Origin of the sequence: Thaumasiovibrio clandestinus, assembly GCF_047250365.1 — a bacterium.
Classification (GTDB): Bacteria; Pseudomonadota; Gammaproteobacteria; order Enterobacterales; family Vibrionaceae; genus Thaumasiovibrio.
On record NZ_JBLBVL010000001.1, the window covers coordinates 487,247 to 512,374 of the forward strand.

Sequence of the window (25,128 nt, forward strand, 5' to 3'; positions counted from 1 at the left end):
TCCACGATTAGACTTGCTTCGATGCCGTTTTAGCGCTAAATGTTATTACTGTGTTAACGGTCAGAGGCGACCCATGGAGCGACGAGTCGCATTAGGAAGGGATAATAGCCATTTAGCTCTGCTAGCAAGATCATCAGTATCGGTCTTAAACCAACACAACGATAAAACGATATAACGCCAACATTAGGCGCACGCTGATTCATTGTGATTTACAAGGAGCACGTTATGCTATTGAACCATCTCGTTGGTCTATATACCCACCCCAAACAGGAGTGGCACAATATAGATAAACAACACGAAGGGCTTTCTTCGAGCCTAAGTCATCTATTATTCATCGCGCTCATTCCACCATTGTGTGCGTATATCTCTAGTGTTTTCATTGGTTGGAAGATCGGAGCAGGTGCACCCATTTTCCTGACAGCTTCTAGTGCGCTATATATGGCTGCAGCAATGTATATCGCTTTAATCGGCGGTGTGTTTGCACTCAGTTACTTAACCTTATGGATGAGTAGAACGTTTGGCTCGACCCCTTCTTTTACGCAATGCTTTGAAGTCGCCGTTTATACTGCAACCCCACTATTTATGGCAGCGATAGGGGCGTTCTATCCGCACCTGTGGTTTTTAATGGTTGTTGGCCTGATTGGGTTGAGCTTTTCCGTTTATCTTCTCTATACTGGCGTACCAATTCTTATGCATATCCCAGAAGAGCGAGGCTTTATTTACGCAAGTTCAGTGGTAACGTGTGGATTAGTACTACTGGTTTCCATACTGGCCAGTACGGTAATATTGTGGAATTCAGGCTTGGGACCACAGTTTGTCCACTAACCTCGTATGTGCATGAGCAAAGAAGAGTCGGTGGGAAATAAAAAGGAGCGATAAACGCTCCTTTTTCAATCATTACGCCCCTTCGTTATGTAACTCTAAATTAGCGAGGTCTTGCTTTATTTCTCGCTCTTTCTTTGAGTCATCATTACGCAACGCGTCTAAGTAATCGAGATAAGACTGATCAATGTCCTTTGTAACGTACTCACCGTTAAACACTGAGGTCTCAAACTTAACCACGTCTGGGTTGCCAACTTGTACTGCTGATACCAGATCGTCTAAATCCTGATAGATCAATCCGTCAGAGCCAATCAACTGGCTAATTTCTTCTACTTCACGACCATGAGCAATCAATTCACTCACGCTAGGCATATCAATGCCGTAAACATTTGGGAAGCGGATCTCTGGTGCGGCTGATGCCATATATACTTTTGCTGCGCCGGCTTCTCGAGCCATTTCGATGATCTGTTCTGATGTTGTGCCGCGCACGATCGAGTCATCAACAAGCAGTACATTCTTACCTTTAAACTCTGAACGAATCGCATTCAATTTGCGGCGCACTGATTTACGACGCATTTGCTGGCCTGGCATAATAAATGTGCGACCAACATAGCGGTTCTTAACGAATCCTTGACGGTAAGGCTTATCGAGTACTTGGGCAATTTCTAGCGCTATATCACATGACGTTTCTGGAATAGGAATAACAACATCGATATCAAGATCCCCCCATTCACGCTTGATCTTTTCGCCCAGCTTTTTACCCATGTGTACCCTTGCGCCATACACAGAGATTTTGTCGATAAACGAATCTGGACGAGAAAAATAGACAAACTCAAAAATACAAGGGTTGAGCGTTGCCGCTTCGGCACAAGGCATGGTATGTAACTGACCGTCGAATGTGATATATACCGCTTCACCAGGGGCGACATCACGAACAAAACTAAACCCTACCGCATCTAGGGCGACAGATTCAGAGGCGACCATATACTCTGCTTGACCATTTTCTTCACGTTTACCCAAACAAAGAGGGCGAATACCGTGTGGGTCACGAAAGGCAATTAAGCCGTGACCTATCACCATTGCCGCGACAGCGTAAGCACCGCGTACCGTTTTGTGCACTTCGCGCACAGCAGCAAAAATGTCTGTTGCCTGCAAAGGATAGTTGGTTGCCTTCTCTAACTCAAAAGCCAGAATATTGAGCAAAACTTCCGAGTCAGATGTCGTATTTACATGGCGGCGTGTTTTTTCAAACAGCGTCTCACGAATTTCAGCCACATTGGTTAAATTACCATTGTGCGCCAATGCAATACCATAAGGAGAGTTTACATAAAACGGTTGTGCTTCAGAGGCGCTTGAACTGCCTGCTGTTGGATAACGTACATGACCAATACCAACGTTACCTTGCAAGCGCTGCATATGCTTAGCTTCAAACACATCTCTTACTAATCCATTAGCCTTTCGCAGACGGAAACGATTGCTATCTATGGTAATAATACCTGCAGCATCTTGACCGCGGTGCTGTAACACGGTTAATGCATCATAGATCGACTGATTTACCAGGGATGACCCTACGATTCCGACAATACCACACATGCCCTTAAGTCCTCGTCTCGTATAAAAACGGCGCGATTACGCGCCGGGTAAAAAACTAGATGTCTCTTTCAGGTAAGAGAAAAACCACTCAATAACAACACCAAAGCGAGGTATCAATTCTGATTGCGTCCACCAATCACTGCTCGATAGCGTTGTAAAAGCATCAAGAGCAAAAAGCAATGCTGATACGATTAGCACACCCCGTAATCCACCAAAGACAACACCCAACACGCGGTCTGTCCCTGACAATCCCGTTTTCTGTACCAATTGGCTGATCACATAGTTAACCACAGCCCCGACGATTAACGTCACGATAAACAATGCCGCAATCGCGACACCATTTCTAACAAGGGTATCGTTTATATTGGTCAGGTATGCCGCTAACTCTTGATAGAAGTTGCTCGCGACAAAAAAGGCCCCAAACCAAATTACTAAAGATAACGCTTCTTTAACGAAACCCCGTACTAAGCTCACCAGTGCAGAAAAGCCAATAATCCCTATAATCAGGTAATCAATCCAAAACATATCTTGTTATCACTATTGAGTTGGCGCGTATTCTAACAGAAAAAATGACGACGCAAACGTTTTCCTAAGGGTTAAGTGGATTAAATTTGACCAATCGGCCACGTAACCCGGTAATTTTTTGTAGTTTATCAAGTTCTGCATCCAATTTGTCTCGAGACAAATCTGGCCCCACCAAAACGCGAGCTAACTCACCATCTTTTGGTTTTTCTGGTAACACATGTGCTTGATAACCCGCCTCTTGCAGTGTTGAAACTAAGCTGCTTGCGTTGTTAAAGTTGCGAAATACCCCTAACTGCACCGCCCAGCTACTCTGCTCAAACTGAGTCTTTTCAGGCGTAATGGGGACACGAGCCTCTTCTTGAGAACGCAGTGCTACATCCGTGCTGTCAACAGGGAGCACTAATTCACTTGGCACCACATCTGCTTCAGGTAACGGCTCTGGTGCTAATACCGGAGTTGCCGTATAAACCGCTTCATCATTTGGCTGCAGAGGAATACTGGCAAACTCTTCCTGATAATGGGTCTTTTGTCCGTCAAACAAATCGGGTAAAAAAATGATACCAATCGCAGCGAGAATAATTGTCCCCACCAGTCGGCTTTGAAACTTACTTGCCACAAACTCTCCTACCGCTCTCGCTCAATCAGTTGTCCCACTGTATGAAAGGAGCCAAATACTACAATAATATCTTCCTTCGTTGCCTGCTGAACAGCGGCTTCATATGCTGTCACAGGAGTATCGAAGCACACAACGACAGATGATGGTAAGTGCTGCATTAGCTGCTCTGCACTCGCCGCTCTTGGGCCCGAGAGCGAAGCCGGATACCACTCATCCACCACCGCCTGCATCATTGATAACGTTGAAGCGATGTCTTTATCATGAAGCATGGCCACAACACCATGCACCTTACCTTTACTCTGTTTTAACTGTGTCAGCTTCATTGCAAGATATTGCGCCGAGTGCGGATTATGGGCCACATCTAACAGTGTGTGGGGTGTGCTTGCTATCAGTTGCATTCTGCCTGGCAGTTGGGCTGATTGTAGACCATTTACCACGTTTTTATCACTGATCTTAAACGGGGATACCCCTAGCGTCATCAAAGCGGTGGCGGCGTTGGCTATCGGTAACGAAGGCAGTGGCAAGTCGTCCATAGAGAATGCCCCACTATGCCAAGACCACGTTGAATTATCGGTTTGATAATCAAATTGATACCCTACTTGATACAACGTAGCACCAATATCATCAGCGTGCGCAGATACAGTGGCTGGGGGGGTGGGTTGCCCACAAACAGCCGGCTTGCCTGAACGGAAAATACCGGCTTTCTCATAACCAATAACGTCAATGTCGTCGCCAAGCCAATCGACATGATCGACCGCCAAACTAGTAATAACCGATATATCATGATCAACAATATTGGTCGCATCTAATCGACCGCCAAGGCCCACCTCCAATATCGCCACGTCCGGCTGGTACTGTTTCATCAGTTCAAGGGCTGCCAAGGTACCGAATTCAAAAAAACTTAAACTCGTCTCACCCCGCTGCCTCTCAATAGTAGCGAAAGCCTGCGTATGTGCAGACTCTGGAAGTTCTTGACCATTAAGGCGCACACGTTCGGTATAACGAACAAGGTGTGGTGAACTGTATACCCCAACACGGTAACCCGCATCCAGTAATATAGCCTCAAGCAAAGCACATGTTGACCCCTTGCCGTTAGTACCAGCAACAGTAATCACGAAAGGCGCAGGTTTGATAAGGTTAGCCCGTTGGGCGACAGAGAGTGCGCGATCAAGCCCGAGATCAATTGCACTGGTATGAAGGTTTTCCAAATAATGAAGCCACGACGCTAGAGGCGACGTGGCTTGAGGGGCTTTTAATTCTGCCATGAAGTCGAGTCACTCAATTGAAATTGCAAGAGCACAACTATAACAGACTTTAACAGCTTGAAAGAAGAGAAAGGACGTAGGTTATTAATCCTCGTCAACAATCTCACCTTCGACAACTTCCGCTGGTTTTTCTACTGGTACAACGAGCGGCGACGTCGCATGTGTCATCTTAGCAATCAAACCACCCACTCGTTGGCGCATCTCACGACGATCAATAATCATATCTATCGCACCGTGTTCCAACAAAAACTCACTACGCTGGAAGCCTTCCGGCAGTTGCTCACGAACCGTTTGTTCGATAACGCGCTGGCCCGCAAAACCTATCAACGCTTTAGGCTCACCGATATTAATGTCACCTAACATCGCTAAGCTGGCAGAAACTCCACCCATTGTCGGATCCGTTAGCACAGAGATATATGGCAGCCCTTTTTGCGAGAGTCGCTCCAAGGCTGCACTGGTTTTCGCCATTTGCATTAGCGACATTAACGCCTCTTGCATACGTGCGCCGCCACTCGCAGAGAAGCAAACCAAACCACAGTTATTTTCAATCGCAGCCTCTACCGCTTTAACAAAGCGCGCCCCTACAACCGATCCCATTGAGCCACCCATAAACTGGAACTCAAAGGCACAAGCAATAATCGGCTGAGCCAATAGAGTGCCCTGCATCACAATCAGCGCATCTTTTTCACCACTGTTTTTCTGTGCCGTGGCCAATCGGTCTTTATATTTTTTTGAATCCCGGAATTTGAGAATGTCTTTAGGCTCGAGTTCACTCGCCAACTCGACTTGCCCCTCTTTATCCAAAAATGTTTCTAAGCGACGACGCGCCTTCATGCGCATATGATGATTACATTTTGGACAAACTTCCAGGTTACGTTCTAGCTCTGCATGGTAAAGAACTTGATCACACGATGAACACTTAGTCCATACTCCTTCTGGAATTGACGCTTTTCGCGAAGACCCAATATTACTTTTAATCTTTTCAAGCCAGCTCATGGACGACCTTATCTCAACATTTGCCACCACATCAAACGGCGGTAACTCAATCATTATTAATTTAACAGTCTAGGATTAAAGCATAATCTCCCTTGACTGTAGACAAAAAACTGGTTGTACCTATTGGTAAAGGTGACATCGAGTCGTTTTTTTGTACCAAATTGGTTGTCAATTATCCGCTAATCAAGAAGAAATAATGGCCCCAATGGTGCGCGCGGCAAGTTAAAGGCCTCTGGGTAATCGACATCCACTAAATAGAGTCCCTCAGCCTTAGCCGTCGCTCCTGCTACGGTACGATCTCTGTTTTCAAGTAACCAAGCAATCCACTCCGGCGGTTGCTCACCTTTACCTACAGCAATCAAGCTTCCAGTAATATTACGCACCATGTGATGAACAAAGGCATTGGCTTTGATGTCGATAATGACATAACGCCCCTGTCGAGACACATTCAAGTGCATGATGTTGCGACACGGACTATGTGATTGACAAAACGCGGCACGGAAGGCAGAAAAATCATTCTCACCCAATAAATATTGGGCAGCCTGATGCATCTTGTCAGCATCGAGTTCACCATGATAGTGACTAACCCCTGTATGTAAAATTGCAGGGCGAAGATGATGATTATAGATGATGTAACGATAACGACGCGCTGTCGCACTAAAGCGAGCATGAAATTCATCACTCACCTCGGTTGCCCAACGCACGGCAATGTCTTTGGGTAAATTGGCATTCGCCCCCATCTGCCAAGCAATCATTTTACGTGACGTTGCAGTATCAAAGTGCACCACTTGCCCGGTGCCATGTACGCCCGCATCGGTACGTCCTGCGCATTGCACTTCAACTGGATGATTCGCGATTTTAGACAGTGCTTGCTCTAACTTATTTTGCACGCCTATTGTATGCTTTTGTCGTTGCCACCCTGCATACTTTGAGCCATCATATTCAATCCCCAACGCGATACGCATTAAGACCACCTGTGTAAGTTATCGTTCAAGGGCGAGGATTATAGTCAAAACCAACAACAAATAGCTATCCCTGCGATCGCTAAGATCGATTACACCTCTTCTCGCGTCCGCAGATGAACAAGAAAGCGTCGCTCTAGATAACGAAAGCCCCACAAAATGATGAAGGTTAGACTCATATAGAATAGGCCAGCAATAAGGAAAGATTCAAACGGTGCGTAATAGCGAGAATTAACAATGCGCGCTGCACCAGTTAAATCAATAATAGTGACGATACCGGCAACAGCAGAACCATGCAGCATAAAGATAACTTCATTGCTGTAAGCCGGTAACGCACGGCGCAATGCACTCGGCAATATAATGCGTCGAAAGGCTTTCAATGGCCCCATCCCATAAGCGAATGCAGCTTCTACCTCACCTTTGGGAATACCGTTAATGGCACCACGGACAATTTCAGCGGTATAGGCACCAGTATTGAGCACAAAAGCGACCAATGCACAAAACCACGCTTCTTGCCATAACGTTCCTTGTACATTGATCAATTGACTCAAACCATAATAGATAAGATACAACTGAATCAGTAACGGCGTTCCACGGAAAAAATAGATAAACGCCCACGCCGGAAATGCAATTAACTTTATAGAGCTATTACGCGCGACCCCAACAGGAATGGCCAGCAAAAGGCCAATCAACAAAGAGACTGCCACCAACCACGTTGTCGTGATTAAACCATCAATATAAATTGGCCATGTATCAACGATGATAGAAAAGTCCATATCCACTTACCTCGTGTGAATGCTGAATCGGCGCTCTGCCCAACTCAACAGCACCGTTGATACCGATGTGAAAAACAAAAAAATAAACGCAATCGTAAGATAGAAGGTAAACGGCTGTTGTGTGGCTCCAGCGCCCAGTGCCCCTTTTCTGACCATATCATCTAAGCCAATAATTGAAACTAATGCGGTAGTTTTAAGCAACACTAACCAATTATTTCCAAAGCCAGGTAGTGCATGCCTTGCCATTTGTGGCAGTAATATACGCCTGAAACTCAAAAAGCCGCTCATTCCATAGGCTTTCGCAGCTTCTAACTCTCCTTTATCGACGGCTAAAATTGCGCCTCGAAAGGTTTCTGCCATATAAGCACCAAAAATAAACCCAATGGTTAATGTACCCGCCACAAAAGGACTAACATCAATATAATCAGGTAGATATGCTTGCCACTCATGGCTTGAGTTCTGCGAGATAAACCAATTATTTATCCACTCATTAACCGCATAAAGGCTGTTATTGAGTAACACTTGGCCTCCAAAAAAAATCAGCATCATCAGCACTAAGTCTGGGATGCCTCGAATTACCGTTGTATACAACGTTGCGATGCCTCGCGCCCAAGCATAAGGCGAGAGCTTGGCCAATGCACCCGCCATCCCTAAACACACAGCAATCAGCAGTGACAACAATGCGACTTCTATCGTCACCCACGCTCCTTCAAGCAGGGATCTGCCATAACCTTGCAAATCTAACAACACTCAACTCCTATCGCTATGATGATGCAATCACCAACAAAAAAAGGCTCCACACCCATTTCTATTGGCTTTCGCTTAATTGACATAAAAATGGACAGCTGCCGCTGTCCATTCAAATGACTTACTCACCATAAACATCGTAGTTAAAGTATTTGTCAGCGATTTGGTCGTAAATCCCTTTTTCACGCAAAGATAAAATCGCCGCGTCCAATTTGGCCGTGAGATCTTTGTCTTGTTTACGCACCGCAATACCAAACCCTTCACCAAACCATTGTGGATCGGTTAGCGATGGGCCAATAAACTCATAATCATCGCCCCCCGCTTTGTTTAGCAAACCTTCTTCGAGTGCTGACGCATCCCCTAATACCGCCGCAACGCGTCCCGCTTTAAGATCAAGGTATGCTTCATCAAAGGTACCGTAACGAACGATATCCACAGATTTGTAATTGTCTGTTAGATACTTATCGTGAGTCGTGGCACGTTGAACCGCGATTTTGACACCTTTCAGCCCCTCTTGGGTAAAATCAATTTCTGTCCCTTTCTTCGCCACAAACTTATTGGGGATCAACGCATACTTACCCGTAAAGTCAATACGCTTTTTACGTTCATCTGTAATCGACATGGCTGCGATAATCGCATCATATTTTCTTGCTAATAGCGACGGTATGATCCCATCCCAGTCTTGGGGAACCACTACGCATTTAGCTTGCAACTCTTCACACAGCGCATTGGCCATATCAACATCAAAACCTTTGAGGTCACCATTTGGCTCCGTCCAACTAAATGGAGGATAAGCTCCTTCAATACCAAAACGAATTTCATTCCACTCTTTTGCTACTACATTCGTTACACTGCATGCCGCCAAGATGGCTGCCATCGTTATCCATTTTTTCATTGTATGTCTCCTTATCCACTATTTTCCGTTAGCCTAATTTGACTCACGGCATATCCTTATTTAAGACGAAAAAATTTAATATATAGAAGAAATAAACTGTTTTAGCCTATCTGATTTCGGCTGATTGAATAACGCCGCAGGGGACCCCTGCTCTTCAACTTTGCCTTGATGCAGAAACATCACATGGCTTGACACATCCCGAGCAAACGCCATTTCATGGGTTACGACTAACATGGTACGGCCTTCCTCAGCCAAGTCTCGCATGACGCCTAGTACCTCTCCGACCAACTCTGGATCGAGTGCCGATGTGGGTTCATCAAACAGCATCACTTCAGGATCAACTGCCAGTGCTCTTGCGATAGCTGCACGCTGCTGTTGTCCTCCGGAAAGGTGCCCGGGGTAATAATCTCTGCGTTCATACAACCCCACTTTTTTTAACAATGCGAGGCCTTTTTCTATTGCTTCCGCTTTCGGTACGCCTAAGACATGAATCGGTGCTTCAATAACGTTTTGCAGCACTGTCATATGCGACCATAAATTAAAGCCTTGAAAAACCATCGCTAAACGAGAACGAATACGCTGTACCTGCTTTTCATTCACAGGAACAGCATCACCTTTACGTTGAGGCTTCATTTCAATCAGTTCACCATCGACCAAGATTTCACCTGATGTCGGTATTTCAAGTAAATTAATACAACGCAAGAAGGTACTTTTCCCAGAACCCGATGAGCCAATAATCGAGATAACATCCCCGCGATGAGCCTTAAGAGAAATCCCTTTTAGCACCTCATTTTCACCAAACTGCTTATACAGATTATTCACCTGTAGCGCTGCCGTTTCTGTCATTACGCCGCATCCATTCCTGCTAATAAAAAATTCGTGAGTGACATCGCTTATAGCAAAATCACACTAAGCTGCATCAAACTCCCAGCAACATTATAGCAACACCAACAAAGCACTCAACGTAAAACAATCGTGCATAAATAATCAACAAGCGTCAAGATAATACCAAAAATATCAATAAGAAATGGCAACACAGACTGAGAAAAGCAAGAGCAAACTGAATGCAGACGCAAACGACGAGAATAAAAAAGCATTAACCCCGCAGGGCTACACAGGTAAAAAATTTAACAAGTCAGCGTTAAGGGTGAAAAAAAACAGAAGAAGAGTATACGCCCCACACAAAACCCTGCGCTGGGGCGCATTTTAAGCAGGAAGATCTGTATGGGTGCGCTACTGCTATTTTTGGCGCCGGATAATCAATAACCAACCGTGAGCATCACTGCCCGGATTTAATTCTGCCAAGCGAGTAAACGCAAATTCTGCTTGCGCATATTCAGTAAGGTAGTAACTACTTATTCCCAAGTATCGCCAATTCGCACTGAGGTAGGGAAATCGTGTTGTGGCGTGCTGGGATAATGACTGCAGTGTTACCCAATCTTTGAGGTGATATAACGACAATAAATGAAGTGAGAGCCACTGCTCATTGTCTTCTTCATCTCGTAACCGCACGGCAACGTCTTTTACTGTCGCCCAGTCACTATCGGCAACGGCATACTTGGCCCATTGTGATAAGTGCTGACTATTGGCTTTTATATGGCCTTGATTCAGGCCATAGCCGAGCCAAAAGTTAGCCTGATCCATGTTGTTTTCCTGCGCAAACAGGCTTGCTATTTTTGCAAAGTCTTGAGCTTCTGGCTCTGTGCTAATACGGCTCCACTCTATCCGTGCTAACGCCTCATCCTGATAACGCCCTTGTTGCTGATAACTTTCTATCTTCTTTTGTATTGCCAGCTGCGCAGGGTCGACTCTCGTCGGTTTCGCTATGACTGCTAGCGTCGGCTCTACGTCAGCAGTATCACTCACAGTATCACTCACAGTATCACTACTGATAGTGGCTGCATTTTCCCAACCTTGGCAATCAGACATTAAGTCGAGTAAATACTCGCCAACAAACTGCTTCTCTTCTAAAGCAATATGGCAACTGCGTGCAGCGTCATTAAAGCGCGATAATTGCGCATAGCTATATGCTTTTAGGCGCTCGACGTTAGCAAGTTCTGGGGATGAAACAGTATGGGTGCTTTCAAGTATACTGATGGCTTGGGTATAACGTTCACGGCGCATTTCTTCATGCGCTTGACTCAAACTATCATAGACATGATGTCGAATAACTTCAGCATTCGCCACAAAGCCAACCAATAACAAAGAGGTTGCATACAAAACTACACGCATAACAAATCACCAACAATAAATGTGACAAAATCATATCATTCGAGTGAGAAAGGAGTACCTATTTTAGATAACTTCGCGATACAAATCGCCGAAAAAGTGCTTACTTATAGTAACATAGCCATCACCCTGCCTAACACCACTCAAAAAAACTGCATGATTTTTATACCATCGCCATCTGACATTCAGTAAACAATCACGCACAAAACAATGTATGTCACTTGCTGTTAAGTATTTTTACATTACAATATACGCTTACCACCGAAGAACCAAGCACATAAATTCAACATAAACATAAACTTATGCGTGAAACGCCTGATTTAGATCTACTGACTACATTTAAAAAGATGAAGAAACTATCAATTTTTTTTTAGTCTATTCTCGTTTTTTTTTAAGCGGCAGTGATCAAGATCAATACCTTTTCGAAGGTGACAGCGTACACTTTGCTAAAAATCGGTGAAACGTGTTTACAAACATTTTGCAATTGCTTCACAATAGCACGAGCAGTTTGTAGCATGAAAAACATTATAATTAGCACCATAATTCAATCATATTTGAACACTTATAAACGAGGAACATATGTCATCAAACGCAAATACAGATGGCTTGGATACACATGAGGAAAAGAGCTATCAGGAGCTGCATCGCCCAGCTTCTGAATTTAGTTCTCGTTCCGATTATTTAGACCATGAGCTTAAAATCATGAAGCCTCGTCGCTGGAAGCTTAACCTTCCAGGCCGCGACTTTCGTTTTGAACTTGAAGATTTAGTCCCTGCATTAGCTGGAACCATCGCCATTATCGCGATGTACTCCTCGGTCGCAATGTCATGGGCTGAAGGTCTAACGACAGCTTGGGACCATGTTGAATTGGGTAAAGCTTTTGCTATTGAAGTAGCACGAGTTGAAATGTTAATCCCTGCCCTGCTTTTCTGTGTATTAGCCTCTGGATTTTTGAATCCTCGCGCTAACCTCGCAGGCAACCATGGTCCAATGATCCCATTGATTGGTACTATTGCTCTCGCGGGCGCACACCCGTTAGCTTTAGCGATCTTACTTGGTGTTTTTGGCCTTCTACTTAGTTATTTTAAAGGCGGCTCCAAACTCGTCAACCTCACCAGTGAGGGGGTTGCAGGTGGTCTGTTAGTATTCCTCGGCTTTACGGGCGCCATGACACAGATTGGTGACATTCAATCTTGGGCGGTCGGTTTAGAGAGCGCTGAGCATGCGAAAGGAAGCTTAGGCTATATTGGTTTGGTTGTTCTTGCCGTAAACATTTGTTTATACGCTTTTTTGGCAAAAGTAAACAAACGATGGTTAGCGATCCCAGCCTGTGCAGCAGCAGGACTGGCGGTATCATTAGCGCTCGGCGCTGGCTTTGATTTGATCTTCGAAACCAAAACAGGACTACCAAACTTGAACCCTGTTTACTGGTGGGGAAGCACTGAACAAGGTTGGATGTTAGGTTTACCTACAGCACAGCACTTTATTGCATCATTACCATTCGCGATTCTTGCGGTAGCGATGTGGTCTCCTGACTTCTTAGGACACCGTATCTTCCAAGAGTTGAACTACCCACGTGGCTCAGAACGCGTGCTGATGGATGTTGATGATACGATGACCACTTGTTCACTACGCCAAATCGTTGGTACTGCAGTGGGTGGCGGTAATATTACATCGTCTTGGGGCACGTACATTATTCCTGCCGGTATTGCGAAGCGTCCAATCCCAGCGGGTGCCATCTTACTCGGTGTGATGTGTATTATTGTGGCTATCCTTGGCTTCCCAATGGATGTTGCGGTATGGCCTCCAGTGATGCGTATTGCGCTATTGGTTGGTGTATTCCTTCCTTTGCTAGAAGCTGGTGTTCAGATGATCAAAGATACTAAAGATGCGCAAGCTGCTGGTATCTGTGTCTTTGCGGCAATGGTGACCAACCCTGTACTTGCATGGGCTTTAACAATGCTTTTAGATAACAACGGTCTCATCGGCAACAAAGAGCGTGCGGCACGTTTGACGTTATTAGATAAAGTGGTAATCCCTGCTGGTGCATTGATTATTTGTCTAGCGGCAATGCTGGCTGTCGGTATGTTGGAAGGCCAATACGGTATTCCTGCACTACTGTAGTAGATATAAAATAGAGGGTGGTGTATGACATTGCCCTCTAATTACCACTAACATTGTTTAACACCACAGCGCAAATGCGTCGTGTTGATGTAAAGAAATAGCAATCCAAATAGCACCACATAAAACTAACTAGGGTGCTATTCGTATTGATATTTATCAGAGAGTACATATACGTCACAATACAGGCTGTATGTGCATTTTTTTTCTACTAAAAAGGTAGGTATGTCATGGCAGAGCAATTTGCTAAAGCATGGGAAGGATTTGCTGCGGGTGATTGGCAAACAAACGTCAACGTTCGCGACTTCATTCAAAAAAACTACACCCCTTACGAGGGTGATGAGTCTTTCCTCGTAACTGAAGGTACCGAAGCAACTAATACGCTTTGGGCAAAAGTTATGGAAGGCATCAAGCAGGAGAACTCAACGCACGCTCCTGTTGATTTTGACACTTCAGTGATCTCTACCATCACGTCTCACGATGCTGGTTACATCGAGAAAGATCTAGAAACTATCGTTGGTTTGCAAACTGAAGCGCCTCTTAAGCGTGCAATCATGCCTAACGGCGGTGTGCGCATGATCGAAGGTTCTTGTAAAGCGTACGGTCGTACTCTTGATCCACAAGTATCTAAGATCTACTCTGAGTACCGCAAAACGCACAACCAAGGCGTTTTCGATGTTTATTCTCCAGACATCCTAAAATGTCGTAAGTCTGGTGTTCTAACCGGTCTTCCTGATGCATACGGCCGTGGTCGTATCATTGGTGACTACCGTCGTGTAGCTCTATACGGCGTAGACTTCCTAATGAAAGACAAGTTTGCTCAATTCCACTCTACTCAAGAGAAACTGGAAGCGGGTGAAGACCTACAAATGACGATGCAGCTTCGTGAAGAAATTCAAGAACAGTACCGTGCACTTGGTCAACTAAAAGAGATGGCTGCATCTTACGGCTTCGATATCTCAGGTCCTGCTACATCTGCTAAAGAAGCTATCCAGTGGACTTACTTCGGCTACCTAGCTGCTGTTAAGTCTCAAAACGGTGCTGCAATGTCTCTAGGCCGTACTTCTACGTTCCTAGATGTGTACATCGAGCGTGATATCGCTGACGGTAAGATCACTGAGATTGATGCTCAAGAAATGATCGACCACTTCGTAATGAAGCTACGTATGGTCCGTTTCCTACGTACTCCTGAGTATGATGAGCTATTCTCTGGCGACCCAATCTGGGCAACAGAATCTATGGGTGGTATGGGTGTTGACGGTCGTACTCTTGTTACGCGTTCTAACTTCCGTTTCCTAAACACGCTTTACACTATGGGTCCTTCTCCAGAGCCGAACATCACTGTTCTATGGTCTGAGCAACTACCTGACGGCTTCAAGCGTTTCTGTGCGAAAGTATCTATCGATACTTCTTCTATCCAGTACGAAAACGATGATCTAATGCGTCCAGATTTCAACAACGATGACTACGCTATCGCTTGTTGTGTATCTCCAATGGTTATCGGTAAGCACATGCAATTCTTCGGTGCGCGTGCAAACCTTGCTAAAACACTACTTTACGTTATCAACGGTGGTGTGGATGAGAAGCTTAAGATCCAAGTTGGTCCTAAGCAAGACGCAATGACTGACGAAGTACTAGACTTCGACAAAGTGTGGACTGGCCTAGACAACCTAATGGATTGGTTAGCGAAGCAATACGTTACTGCTCTGAATGCTATCCACTACTCTCACGACAAGTACAGCTACGAAGCTGCACTTATGGCACTTCACGATCGTGATGTTAAGCGTACAATGGCTTGTGGTATCGCTGGTCTATCTGTTGCGGCTGACTCACTGTCTGCTATTAAGCACGCTAAAGTGAAGCCAGTTCGTGACGAAGATGGTATTGCTATCGATTTCGAAATCGAAGGCGACTATCCTAAGTTTGGTAACAACGACGCTCGTGTTGATGACTTAGCTGTTGAACTTGTTAGTAACTTCATGAACAAAATCCGTAAGCTTAAGACTTACCGTGATGCAGTTCCTACTCAATCGATCCTAACTATCACTTCAAACGTGGTATACGGTAAGAAGACAGGTACTACGCCAGACGGTCGTCAAGCAGGTGCTCCATTTGCTCCTGGTGCTAACCCAATGCACGGTCGTGATGAGAAAGGTGCAGTAGCATCTCTAACATCAGTAGGTAAACTACCGTTTGCTGATGCGAAAGATGGCATTTCTTACACCTTCTCTATCGTACCTAATGCTCTAGGTAAAGATGAAGGCACACAGCGTGCTAACCTTGCAGGTCTAATGGATGGTTACTTCCACCACGAAGAGACTATCGAAGGCGGTCAACACTTGAACGTTAACGTTCTAAACCGTGAAACTTTGCTAGACGCAGTAGAGCACCCTGAGAAATACCCTCAGCTAACTATCCGTGTATCAGGTTACGCAGTACGTTTTAACTCTCTGACTACAGAGCAGCAAAAAGACGTTATCGCACGTACCTTTACTGAATCACTATAATTCAGTAACGCATTGATAGCTTAAAAAAAGCCTCGCACTCGCGAGGCTTTTTTATCGCTGACTCTTAGATGCCCTTTCTCATAACCTACCCAAACGCCTATACACACGCCTATTACAAAACGGCAAAACGTCATCCATTGTTGAGATTTTTACCCCCGTTTGTAATAAAATACCGCTAACAAAAATGATAAAGTCAGCGAGAGTTTAGATGTCAACAATCGGTAGAATCCATTCCTATGAATCTTGTGGCACCGTCGACGGCCCAGGTATTCGCTTTATTGTCTTCATGCAAGGCTGTTTAATGCGTTGCCAATACTGTCACAACCGAGATACGTGGGATCTTAATGACGGTAAAGAGGTTTCCGTTGAGGAAATCATTAAGGAAGTTCTCTCTTATCGCCATTTTATTAACGCCTCAGGTGGCGGAGTCACTGCCTCTGGCGGCGAAGCCATGCTTCAGCCAGAATTTGTGCGCGATTTCTTCCAAGCAGCACAAGCGCAAGGTATTCATACCTGCCTCGATACCAATGGATATATCCGAAAACATACAGACGTCGTAGACGAGGTATTGGATGTTACTGATCTTGTTATGCTGGATATAAAACAGCTTGACGACAATATTCATCAAAATTTGGTCGGTGTTCCTAACAAGCGCGTTCTACAGTTTGCCGAATATTTGCACAAACGCGGTCAAAAAACCTGGATTCGCTATGTTGTTGTACCCGGTTTTACCGATGATGAGGCGTCAGCGCATCAACTCGGCAAATTCATTCAAGACATGGATAATATCGAGAAGGTCGAACTCTTACCCTACCACCAGTTAGGCGCACATAAATGGGAAGCCATGGGGTACGATTATCCGCTAGCTGACGTTAAACCCCCATCAAAAGAAACGATGGAAAAAATCAAAATCATTCTTACCAGTTATGGTCACACTGTCATGTACTGATTTTGGTGTGTCTTTAAGCTTCAGGCAATAGCGAGACAGGCAGTAGTGTTGAAATAGTTGTACTTCACATCTATGCTTGTATGAAACAACATGCATTGGAATTCCCTTGTTTGCTTTTCATCGTTTATTGCCTGTTATGACGTTGCTCATTGGAACTGCCCTGAGTAGTGCTAGTACTGCTCAGGGATTTGCTATTGTTACCGCTACCCCACCACCGCCAACCGATATTTCAGAAGCCAAAGCACGCCGCGTGTTCAGCGGGAAAAGTCGCACCATTGATGGCATGGGTAAAATAAAATTGGTCGACTTGCCCGTAGGAAGCCCGCTTCGAATCGAGTTTTATCAGCGCTTTTTGAACAAAACAGAGGCACAAATGAGCCGCCAGTGGGCTTCATTAGCATTTTCTGGTAAAGCGCAACCACCGTTTGAAATGCCTAACGAAGACATTGAGCAACTAAAAGAGTGGCTTATAAATAACCCCAATGCAATTGGCTACATACCTATTGACGCAGCAGGAGGCTTAAATGTCTTATATGAAGTTCGCTAGTGCTTTATTTGCCGCCTGTAGCTCAATCTCTGTTGCTGCTTCTTCGCTTCCTGAATGGGTGAATGTTTCAGGTTTTGCGTCTGTCGCTGCAGCAAAAAGTGATAACGCCACCCCATACTATTACACTCGAGATATTGGTGATGAATGGTGCTTTGACTGCGACACAACCTTAGGGATACAGCTCGACCTCTACCCTACCGACTGGCTACACTTCTCTGTGCAAGGGGTTAAACGACCCAGCGATCACTTTCGCGACCCTGAATTAGAGTGGGCTTATGTGGCCGTCAACCCAACCGATACATTTCAGCTGCGCGCAGGCCGACTACGTTCGCCTATGTTCATGTACTCGCAGGTTGTTTTTGTCAATCAAGCCTACCCGTGGATCCGCTTACCCGCTGAGGTCTATGATACAACGGCAGGCTTCACTCGATTTGAAGCGATTGACGCCCTAATTAATGTCGAACTCAGTGACCAACTATTTGCTGACATCCAACCCTATATTGCGTTTCCTTCAAAGATAAATGGCAATGAAGTGAATCAATTGAAATTTGATGTAGACGTTAAAGAAGTTTATGGACTGAGAATTGACCTTGAAGGCGTGAACTGGGGGCTATACGTTAACTACTTTAAAAGCCGCGTCGATATTTCAACGGTAGAGCGTTACGCGATCCCCGGCCTTCCGCCGCAAATACCGCCACAACAACTCGCCTTTGCGATAAACACTGATACATGGTCCTATGGGGCCAAAGTGGACATTGATGACTGGACACTGATGTTTGAAGCCACAACAGCGGAAGGATCGAGCTGGGGCGCCTATGCATCCGCCATTTATCACTACAATGACTGGTCTCCTTACATCGTGTATGGCAAGCGCCTACCTAGTGATGCGGAAGGCGTTAGCGTCGACAAATCTGATAGCCTTAGCTTAGGCCTACGCTATGATATAAAACCTAACCTTTCAATTATTGGCGAGTGGCACTATACACGGGTTCCCGATATCAAATACCGTGGTAGTTTTACCCACCCTCCTTCATTTACGGGTCAACCGGGGCTCAGTGATAACTCTGCGACTATCTTCTCTCTCGGATTAAGTTATAGCTTTTCACTTTAATCACACTTTCATCACATCACATAATTGAGTCTATTCTCAGTACGTATAAATTGGTGTAAAATCGTGCGCATAAAATAAAGTCGCCACAAAACACTACATTATATACAAATTTGTGATATAAATGCCCCGCAAACGATTGCGCGAGCAGTGAATGCTCAATTACTCGCCAATTTACGTGTTTATCTCACTACGCAGTTCCATAAAGGATAGTGACCCCAATGAAAAGTGACATCCAGATTTGCCAAGACGCCACCCTCCTTCCGATCGAAGATATCGCTCAACAGCACGGTATTCTTGCCGAAGACTTAACCCCACAAGGGACATTCAAAGCGAAAGTTAAGACGTCGATAATCCAACGCCTTAACGATCGCCCTGAAGGGAAACTGGTCGTTGTAACAGCAATTACACCGACTCCGCTAGGCGAAGGTAAAACCGTAACCACATTGGGGTTAGCGCAGGGACTTAAAAAAATCGGAAAATCGGTATCAGCTTGTATTCGACAACCATCAATGGGCCCGGTATTTGGTGTTAAAGGTGGGGCTGCTGGTGGTGGATACAGCCAAGTTGCGCCAATGGAACAACTCAATTTGCACCTAACCGGTGACATTCATGCTGTTACCGCTGCCCACAATTTGGCAGCAGCAGCACTTGATGCGCGTCTTTATCACGAGCAACGTCACGGCTATGACGAGTTTGAACAAAAAACTGGCCTCAAAGCACTTAAGATCGATATCAATCGCATTGTATGGAAACGTGTTATTGATCATAATGATCGCAGCTTACGCATGATCACCATTGGTAAGAATGCCCCGAATAAAACGATCAATGGGGTTGAACGAGAAGACGGCTTTGATATTTCAGCCGCTTCTGAGTTGATGGCCATTTTAGCCTTAGCTAACGATCTTAAAGATATGCGTCAACGTATTGGCAAAGTTGTATTAGCGTACAACCTTGATGGACAACCTGTAACCGCAGAAGATCTGCAGGTAGCGGGCGCGATGGCTGTCACAATGCGAGATGCGATTGAGCCTACACTAATGCAAACTCTCGAAGGAGTTCCTACCTTTATTCACGCTGGGCCATTTGCAAATATCGCCCATGGCAACTCATCAGTGATAGCCGATCGTATTGCCCTTAGACTCGGTGAATACACCATCACTGAAGGTGGCTTCGGATCTGATATGGGCTTTGAAAAAGCGTGCAACATCAAAGCACAGCAAGCACAGCGTGGCCCAGATTGTGCCGTTGTCGTTGCAACACTACGTGGCTTAAAAGCCAACTCTGGTCTTTACGACCTTCGCCCAGGTCAGCCTCTACCAGAAGCCATTTTTGCCCCTGATGAAGCAGCTTTGCTTGCCGGATTCGATAACCTCAAGTGGCACATTAACAACGCAGCTAAATATGGCGTACCTGTGGTGGTGGCGATCAACCGCTTCCCGCAAGATTGCGACAGTGAGTTAGCCACATTAGCGGCACTCATTAGAGAAATCGAGACTAAAACACCGATTGAAGTCGCAGTCAGTGAAGCCTTTGCTAATGGCGGTGATGGCGCCGCTGCGCTCGCTAAAGCCGTTGATAAAGCATGTCAGGTTCCAGCTAACTTCAAACCTCTTTATTCACTTGAGCAAGATTTAGAAGCTAAGCTAAGTACCGTTGCTGAAGTTGGCTATGGCGCTGCCAATGTCGAGCTTAGCGATGTCGCTAAACAGCAGTTAGCACAATTTAAGGAACAAGGCTTCAACCATTTAGCGTTATGCATGGCAAAAACACCACTTTCAATAACCACAGACGCCAGTCAAAAAGGAGCGCCACGCGGGTTTACTGTACCTGTCCGTGAACTGCGCCTATGCGCTGGTGCTGGGTTTATTTATGCGTTATGTGGAAACGTAATGACCATGCCTGGTTTACCAGAGAAGCCCGCATTCATGGCACTTGATCTGGATGATCAAGGTAATATTATTGGCCTCAGTTAAGCCCTTACGCGTTAGGTAATCACTAAGACACTGAGGATAGCCTCAGTGTCTTAAGAGACACACCGAAATCAAGCACAACAAGCCTACAATCAAGCCCCACCATACAGAAACACTTTGATAATAATTTACTTCATTTCCGCTTACAAACTGGTAATCTAACTAGAAATCATAATACTAGTAAGGCTATTCATCATGGAAATGACCAATGCTCAACGACTAATTCTCTCAAACCAGTACTATTTGATGTCTAAGCTCACCCCAGAGCAGGCCGCAAAATATCGTCGTCTACAGCTCATTGTCGAAAGAGGCTATGGCTTACAAATGCGTGAGTTAGATAAGGATTTCGGGGAGCTTTCCGAAGAAAAATGCCGTACGATTATCGACTTTATGGAAATGCATCACGCCATGCAAGAGTCATACAAAATGCTATCCGATAAGGATCAACACCACGTCGATTTACGACGCCTGCAGTTCCTAGGCTTCGATGCTGCGACTGAAGCTCAGCTTATGCACTACGTGCGCTTTTTAACTGAAGAAGAAGGCCTCTATCCTCAATTTGATAAATCAGAACATCATTTTAATAGTCAGGTGCCGCTGTTCGACAAATACCTACGCATGTTACAAACTTGGCGCAACTGTCCTCGTCAGTACCACTTGAGTGCTACCGAGCTACAACAAATCATCAATGCCTAAACAGAACGTTCTCATAAGGTTCAAATTTGAGGGGTTACTTTTGACCCCTTTTGCCTAAATGAACAAAAGTCATTCACTTATTGATGTAAAAACGCAGATCTCTGTACTGATTCACACTACAATGGCGCTAACTTATTATTAGGTAAGCGTAAATGTCAGCCAGGCTTCAATCACCCAGAAATACAATCGGTAATCGACTAATACTGTCTGTTGGCTTTATTGCTGGACTTGCAGTCAGTATCGGCATTATTGCCTTCGTGATATGGGAGATGCTCGATGATCGCGTTAACTTATTAGTTAACCAAAAACTCCCAACACTCACCACCAACTACCAGCTAGAACATTACACCGCACAAATTCATACGCGCTTAAATGCCATTATCATTGCACAAGACCCTGACTCGCTACCTGAGTTTACCCAGCGTATTGAGGCGCATTTTAATACGATCGATGGATTAGTCGATGTGAGTGGCGTCCAGCAAGACATTCCTATAGTAAAACAACGCTACGCTCGTGTTCAAAGTGACATTCAACATTTGATTCGGTTAAAAGGAAGGCAGCTTGAGTTTAATCGCACCCTAAATCAACTTGATGAACGTTTATTCAAGCTGAACCAAGGAGCGACCGCACGGCTTAACCAACTTCAATATGATATTGAGTCATATAAGCCGAGTTCGCATATCATCACGCAGGAGTATGGCCAGCTACAACGCCTCAATTATTATCAAACCCAACTATTTGCAGAGTTGCATATCGCCGTTCGACAAGCGATTGCTGACAACCCCACCTCAACCGCAGTAATCCGTTCGCTGAGGAGCAGTGTTGCGCGGCAAAGTACGTACTTCTCACATTACTCCTCTTTTCAACAATACAAAGAGACGCTCAGCCAGTTATTCGCACTGATCGATGACGAAGGCGTTTTTATGAAAACCCTTGAGCTATCGGCAGAAAACAGCACAGCCTTTGGCGACACCTATCAGACCATACAAAATCGGCTAGAACACATTGAAGATCTCCTATTAAGCTCAGTGGAAAAAATGGCACTAAGCATGACCACCCTCAACCAAGTGATATCGCAGATTATCACTGGTGGTAATATGGTCATCTTCATCATGATGTGTATTACCATTTTCTCCGCAATTACCGTCGCTATTGATCTTATCAGCAAAGGGATTGTAAAACGGTTAAACCAGCTTAGTACCAACTTGATGATTGTTAATCAAGGCAACCTAAGCAAGCCCGTGCGCATTGAAGGGGATGATGAGATAGCGGACATCGGTCACCATCTCGAAAAGTTTCGTAAACAGATGGTGGAAATAGAACAAACCAATGCGCTGAACCTCATTAATCATACTCAGGCTAGCCTGATCACCTGCACAACCAATGGGTTAATCCAAACGATAAATCCTAGTGCAATGCGACTTTTCAGTTCTGGGCGTTCATTACACCAAGTCTACCTTTGGCATCTGTTTGACAAAAATATTATGCCGCGTCTCCGTGGCATTTTTTCACCGGATAGCAGCTTACTGCGTCGAGGCGCAATGACGATGACATTTCAATTCAGTGCCTTTCAAAGTGAAAAATACTTACGCTTAGATTTTCGTCTCTTTGAGCAGAACCGCGATCACAACGTTATTATCACCATTACCGATATTACTGAACAAGAGAAGACTGCACGTTGGTTAGAAAAAATGGTGCAAGAAAAGACCCACTCCTTGCTTGAGAACAATGCCCAACTACAAAATGAAGTTGAGGAACGAAAGAAAACCGAACAGGTTCTACTCAACACTCAAAACGACCTACTACAAGCCGCCAAGATGGCAACAGTGGGCCAAACAATGACATCACTTGCTCATGAGCTAAATCAACCCTTATCTGCCATCAGCACTTACTTATACAGTTGCCAGCTTGCTATCGACAGTGAACAATACAATCAGTTACCAAACCAATTGCAACGCATTAATGCAATGGTAGAAAGAATCAGTCAGCAAACAACCAACTTGCGCAACTTTTCTAAAAAGAATCAAGATAATGCAACCCTATCTCATGTCACGGCTTACCTCGCTGCCGAGCAAAGCTGGGCCATCGTTGAAAGCAGAGCACGTAATGCAAAAGTAAGTCTCAACAACAACTTACCTAAAGATCTTGAGGTGATCGCAGATTTGGTTCAACTCGAGCAAGTTTTTGTCAATCTTATGGTAAATAGTATTGATGCTATCGCGAAGAAAAAGCGACGAACCATCGATATTAATCATATGCATACAAATAGCAGAACCACACTCATCGCCATTAGTGATACTGGCGATGGGTTCCAAAGTAATATTATCAATCAGCTGTTCACCCCATTTACCACAACAAAAGATGTGGGCCTCGGGTTAGGGTTAAACATTTGCCGCAATATCATGTCGCGGTTAAAAGGTAACATTTTTTTGGCATCCACTCTCGATGGTGGAGCCATGGTCGTATTGGAGTTATTTAACAATGATCTTGACGGATGACATTCAGGTTTTATTAATCGATGACGATACTGATGTTCTTGATGCCTATCAAAACCTATTACAACTGTCTGGCTATAACACCCTAGCATGTGCCGATCCTACACAGGTTATTTCACTCCTGCCGGATAATTGGCCTGGCGTCATTGTCAGCGATATGTACATGCCGGGTATCAATGGAATGGAACTACTCGACAAGCTGCAAAAGGTTGATGAAGAGCTTCCCGTTGTCATTATTACTGGGCACGGAGATATCCCAATGGCGGTCGATGCCGTCAAACAAGGCGCCGTTGATTTTCTCACTAAACCATTACAGCCACCGGCATTATTAAAGAAATTGAAAGAGCTACTCGAGGTGCGTCGCAAACTAATACAACGCCGTTTAGCTATCAACAACAGTAACGATATCGTCCTAATCGGTGACACGCCGCCGATGCTGCACATCAATGCACAAATCCGCGAATTTTCAGTCAGCAACAAGGATATATTAATTGAAGGGGAGGCTGGCACTGGTCGCCAAACCGCAGCTCGTCTTATTCATCAAGAGAGCAAACAAAAACATCAACCGTTTGTCAGCATATCAGGGCAAACAGTGACCCACCTCGGTGTTATTCTACCGTCTATCAAACAGGCCACGCGTGGTACATTGCTGATTCATAATCCACAACTTATTCCAATCGAAACCCAGCGTTGGCTATCTCAAACATTATTAGAGAACGATCGATTGGGGCGTAAAGAGTGTCGAATCATTGCCGTCATCGATGGCGTTGCAGAACAAGATGTTGAGCAAAACAACCTCCTGCCCGAACTCTATTATTATCTCTCACAGTGCAAGATTACTATGCCCGCTATTCGGCACAGAACCAAGGACATAATCCCACTTTTCCGTCACTTTTTACGCCAGAGCTGCATTAAACTCAACAAGGAAGAGCCGATCATTGAAGATGCCTACCTAAAGCGATTACAGCAACATAACTGGCAAGGCAATGTATTAGAGATAAAAAATATCGCCGAGCTTTATGCTATCGGTATCGTCAAACTGGCTGGCAACGAACGCACTCAACCCATAGAGCAACTGAGTAGCCCGCTCGATGATCTTGTCGACGGTTATGAGAAACAGGTGATTGAGGATGCACTCTTTTTATTTTCTGGGCGTATTAATGAAGTGGCTGCCTATCTACAAGTCCCGCGCAAAAAACTCTATCTACGCATGAAAAAACATAACCTAGATAAAGCGGAATACAAAATCAGACCATAATACAATATAGAACTGGCCACCGAGAGTTGATCTCTCTGTGGTCAAGTA

21 protein-coding genes are annotated in these 25,128 nt (G+C 44.9%); 10 read left to right on the forward strand and 11 right to left on the reverse strand.

All coding sequences use genetic code 11. From position 1 onward, the window contains the following. Nucleotides 1-225 precede the first annotated feature (225 nt). Nucleotides 226-825: a Yip1 family protein gene (locus tag ACKLNH_RS02315; protein WP_413110614.1), complete on the forward strand. Its 600-nt coding sequence runs from the start codon at nucleotides 226-228 to the stop codon at nucleotides 823-825. A 72-nt stretch (nucleotides 826-897) separates the two neighbouring features. On the opposite strand, the gene purF is transcribed toward ACKLNH_RS02315, so the two are convergent. The 11 genes from purF to ACKLNH_RS02370 form a co-directional block, all read right to left on the reverse strand. Beyond that, on the reverse strand, nucleotides 898-2,415 hold the full coding sequence (purF, locus tag ACKLNH_RS02320) for an amidophosphoribosyltransferase (protein ID WP_413110615.1): 1,518 nt from the start codon (nucleotides 2,413-2,415) through the stop codon (nucleotides 898-900). 36 nt (nucleotides 2,416-2,451) lie between these two features. Continuing rightward, nucleotides 2,452-2,940, reverse strand: coding sequence for a CvpA family protein (locus tag ACKLNH_RS02325; protein ID WP_413110616.1), 489 nt, complete (start codon nucleotides 2,938-2,940; stop codon nucleotides 2,452-2,454). Between the two features lie 64 nt (nucleotides 2,941-3,004). Beyond that, nucleotides 3,005-3,556 carry an SPOR domain-containing protein gene (locus ACKLNH_RS02330; RefSeq protein WP_413110617.1) on the reverse strand — a complete coding sequence of 184 codons (552 nt, stop codon included), beginning with the start codon at nucleotides 3,554-3,556 and terminating at the stop codon, nucleotides 3,005-3,007. An 8-nt stretch (nucleotides 3,557-3,564) separates the two neighbouring features. Next, entirely contained in the window at nucleotides 3,565-4,821 is a 1,257-nt protein-coding gene (gene folC, locus ACKLNH_RS02335) for a bifunctional tetrahydrofolate synthase/dihydrofolate synthase (RefSeq protein WP_413110618.1), read from the reverse strand. Between the two features lie 84 nt (nucleotides 4,822-4,905). Further along, nucleotides 4,906-5,817, reverse strand: a complete 912-nt coding sequence (accD, locus tag ACKLNH_RS02340) for an acetyl-CoA carboxylase, carboxyltransferase subunit beta (protein ID WP_413110760.1) — start codon at nucleotides 5,815-5,817, stop codon at nucleotides 4,906-4,908. A gap of 179 nt (nucleotides 5,818-5,996) precedes the next feature. Continuing rightward, nucleotides 5,997-6,782, reverse strand: coding sequence for a tRNA pseudouridine(38-40) synthase TruA (gene truA / locus ACKLNH_RS02345; protein ID WP_413110619.1), 786 nt, complete (start codon nucleotides 6,780-6,782; stop codon nucleotides 5,997-5,999). Nucleotides 6,783-6,871: 89 nt separating this feature from the next. Beyond that, nucleotides 6,872-7,555: an ABC transporter permease gene (locus ACKLNH_RS02350; RefSeq protein ID WP_413110620.1), complete on the reverse strand. Its 684-nt coding sequence runs from the start codon at nucleotides 7,553-7,555 to the stop codon at nucleotides 6,872-6,874. 6 nt (nucleotides 7,556-7,561) lie between these two features. Then, nucleotides 7,562-8,302 carry an ABC transporter permease gene (locus tag ACKLNH_RS02355; RefSeq protein WP_413110621.1) on the reverse strand — a complete coding sequence of 247 codons (741 nt, stop codon included), beginning with the start codon at nucleotides 8,300-8,302 and terminating at the stop codon, nucleotides 7,562-7,564. Between the two features lie 121 nt (nucleotides 8,303-8,423). Beyond that, a complete protein-coding gene (locus ACKLNH_RS02360; protein ID WP_413110622.1) occupies nucleotides 8,424-9,197 on the reverse strand; it encodes an ABC transporter substrate-binding protein in 774 nt (257 codons plus the stop codon). Between the two features lie 75 nt (nucleotides 9,198-9,272). Continuing rightward, nucleotides 9,273-10,043 (reverse strand): ABC transporter ATP-binding protein, encoded by a 771-nt coding sequence (locus ACKLNH_RS02365; RefSeq protein ID WP_413110623.1) that lies wholly within the window; start codon nucleotides 10,041-10,043, stop codon nucleotides 9,273-9,275. A 393-nt stretch (nucleotides 10,044-10,436) separates the two neighbouring features. Next, complete coding sequence (locus ACKLNH_RS02370) at nucleotides 10,437-11,429, reverse strand: hypothetical protein (RefSeq protein WP_413110624.1); 993 nt, start codon at nucleotides 11,427-11,429, stop codon at nucleotides 10,437-10,439. Between the two features lie 576 nt (nucleotides 11,430-12,005). On the opposite strand from ACKLNH_RS02370, the gene ACKLNH_RS02375 reads away from it, so the two are divergent. From ACKLNH_RS02375 to ACKLNH_RS02415, 9 genes are all read left to right on the forward strand, one after another. After that, nucleotides 12,006-13,550, forward strand: coding sequence for a DUF3360 family protein (locus ACKLNH_RS02375; RefSeq protein WP_413110625.1), 1,545 nt, complete (start codon nucleotides 12,006-12,008; stop codon nucleotides 13,548-13,550). 227 nt (nucleotides 13,551-13,777) lie between these two features. Continuing rightward, a complete protein-coding gene (pflB, locus tag ACKLNH_RS02380; RefSeq protein ID WP_413110626.1) occupies nucleotides 13,778-16,054 on the forward strand; it encodes a formate C-acetyltransferase in 2,277 nt (758 codons plus the stop codon). Between the two features lie 208 nt (nucleotides 16,055-16,262). Further along, a complete protein-coding gene (gene pflA, locus ACKLNH_RS02385; RefSeq protein WP_413110627.1) occupies nucleotides 16,263-17,003 on the forward strand; it encodes a pyruvate formate lyase 1-activating protein in 741 nt (246 codons plus the stop codon). Nucleotides 17,004-17,109: 106 nt separating this feature from the next. After that, nucleotides 17,110-17,550 carry a hypothetical protein gene (locus ACKLNH_RS02390; protein WP_413110628.1) on the forward strand — a complete coding sequence of 147 codons (441 nt, stop codon included), beginning with the start codon at nucleotides 17,110-17,112 and terminating at the stop codon, nucleotides 17,548-17,550. After that, complete coding sequence (locus tag ACKLNH_RS02395) at nucleotides 17,528-18,661, forward strand: hypothetical protein (RefSeq protein WP_413110629.1); 1,134 nt, start codon at nucleotides 17,528-17,530, stop codon at nucleotides 18,659-18,661. Before ACKLNH_RS02390 ends, ACKLNH_RS02395 begins: the two co-directional genes overlap by 23 nt. Nucleotides 18,662-18,879: 218 nt before the next feature. Next, nucleotides 18,880-20,634: a formate--tetrahydrofolate ligase gene (locus ACKLNH_RS02400; protein ID WP_413110630.1), complete on the forward strand. Its 1,755-nt coding sequence runs from the start codon at nucleotides 18,880-18,882 to the stop codon at nucleotides 20,632-20,634. Nucleotides 20,635-20,826: 192 nt separating this feature from the next. Further along, entirely contained in the window at nucleotides 20,827-21,327 is a 501-nt protein-coding gene (locus ACKLNH_RS02405) for a YfbU family protein (protein WP_413110631.1), read from the forward strand. Nucleotides 21,328-21,479: 152 nt separating this feature from the next. Beyond that, the gene (locus ACKLNH_RS02410; protein WP_413110632.1) at nucleotides 21,480-23,825 is read left to right on the forward strand and encodes an ATP-binding protein; all 2,346 of its coding nucleotides are present in this window, start codon (nucleotides 21,480-21,482) and stop codon (nucleotides 23,823-23,825) included. Continuing rightward, entirely contained in the window at nucleotides 23,809-25,080 is a 1,272-nt protein-coding gene (locus tag ACKLNH_RS02415) for a sigma-54-dependent transcriptional regulator (protein WP_413110633.1), read from the forward strand. Before ACKLNH_RS02410 ends, ACKLNH_RS02415 begins: the two co-directional genes overlap by 17 nt. The last annotated feature ends 48 nt before the right edge of the window (nucleotides 25,081-25,128 follow it).

Bases quoted from the DNA above. Each gene is read 5' to 3' on its own strand.
- ACKLNH_RS02325 (WP_413110616.1), bottom strand. From the start codon at position 2,940: ATGTTTTGGATTGATTACCTGATTATAGGGATTATTGGCTTTTCTGCA.
- pflA (WP_413110627.1), top strand. From the start codon at position 16,263: ATGTCAACAATCGGTAGAATCCATTCCTATGAATCTTGTGGCACCGTC.
- ACKLNH_RS02350 (WP_413110620.1), bottom strand. From the start codon at position 7,555: ATGGACTTTTCTATCATCGTTGATACATGGCCAATTTATATTGATGGT.
- ACKLNH_RS02415 (WP_413110633.1), top strand. From the start codon at position 23,809: ATGATCTTGACGGATGACATTCAGGTTTTATTAATCGATGACGATACT.
- accD (WP_413110760.1), bottom strand. From the start codon at position 5,817: ATGAGCTGGCTTGAAAAGATTAAAAGTAATATTGGGTCTTCGCGAAAA.
- ACKLNH_RS02410 (WP_413110632.1), top strand. From the start codon at position 21,480: ATGTCAGCCAGGCTTCAATCACCCAGAAATACAATCGGTAATCGACTA.
- pflB (WP_413110626.1), top strand. From the start codon at position 13,778: ATGGCAGAGCAATTTGCTAAAGCATGGGAAGGATTTGCTGCGGGTGAT.
- folC (WP_413110618.1), bottom strand. From the start codon at position 4,821: ATGGCAGAATTAAAAGCCCCTCAAGCCACGTCGCCTCTAGCGTCGTGG.
- ACKLNH_RS02365 (WP_413110623.1), bottom strand. From the start codon at position 10,043: ATGACAGAAACGGCAGCGCTACAGGTGAATAATCTGTATAAGCAGTTT.
- ACKLNH_RS02400 (WP_413110630.1), top strand. From the start codon at position 18,880: ATGAAAAGTGACATCCAGATTTGCCAAGACGCCACCCTCCTTCCGATC.
- purF (WP_413110615.1), bottom strand. From the start codon at position 2,415: ATGTGTGGTATTGTCGGAATCGTAGGGTCATCCCTGGTAAATCAGTCG.
- truA (WP_413110619.1), bottom strand. From the start codon at position 6,782: ATGCGTATCGCGTTGGGGATTGAATATGATGGCTCAAAGTATGCAGGG.
- ACKLNH_RS02395 (WP_413110629.1), top strand. From the start codon at position 17,528: ATGTCTTATATGAAGTTCGCTAGTGCTTTATTTGCCGCCTGTAGCTCA.
- ACKLNH_RS02360 (WP_413110622.1), bottom strand. From the start codon at position 9,197: ATGAAAAAATGGATAACGATGGCAGCCATCTTGGCGGCATGCAGTGTA.
- ACKLNH_RS02405 (WP_413110631.1), top strand. From the start codon at position 20,827: ATGGAAATGACCAATGCTCAACGACTAATTCTCTCAAACCAGTACTAT.
- ACKLNH_RS02375 (WP_413110625.1), top strand. From the start codon at position 12,006: ATGTCATCAAACGCAAATACAGATGGCTTGGATACACATGAGGAAAAG.
- ACKLNH_RS02370 (WP_413110624.1), bottom strand. From the start codon at position 11,429: ATGCGTGTAGTTTTGTATGCAACCTCTTTGTTATTGGTTGGCTTTGTG.
- ACKLNH_RS02315 (WP_413110614.1), top strand. From the start codon at position 226: ATGCTATTGAACCATCTCGTTGGTCTATATACCCACCCCAAACAGGAG.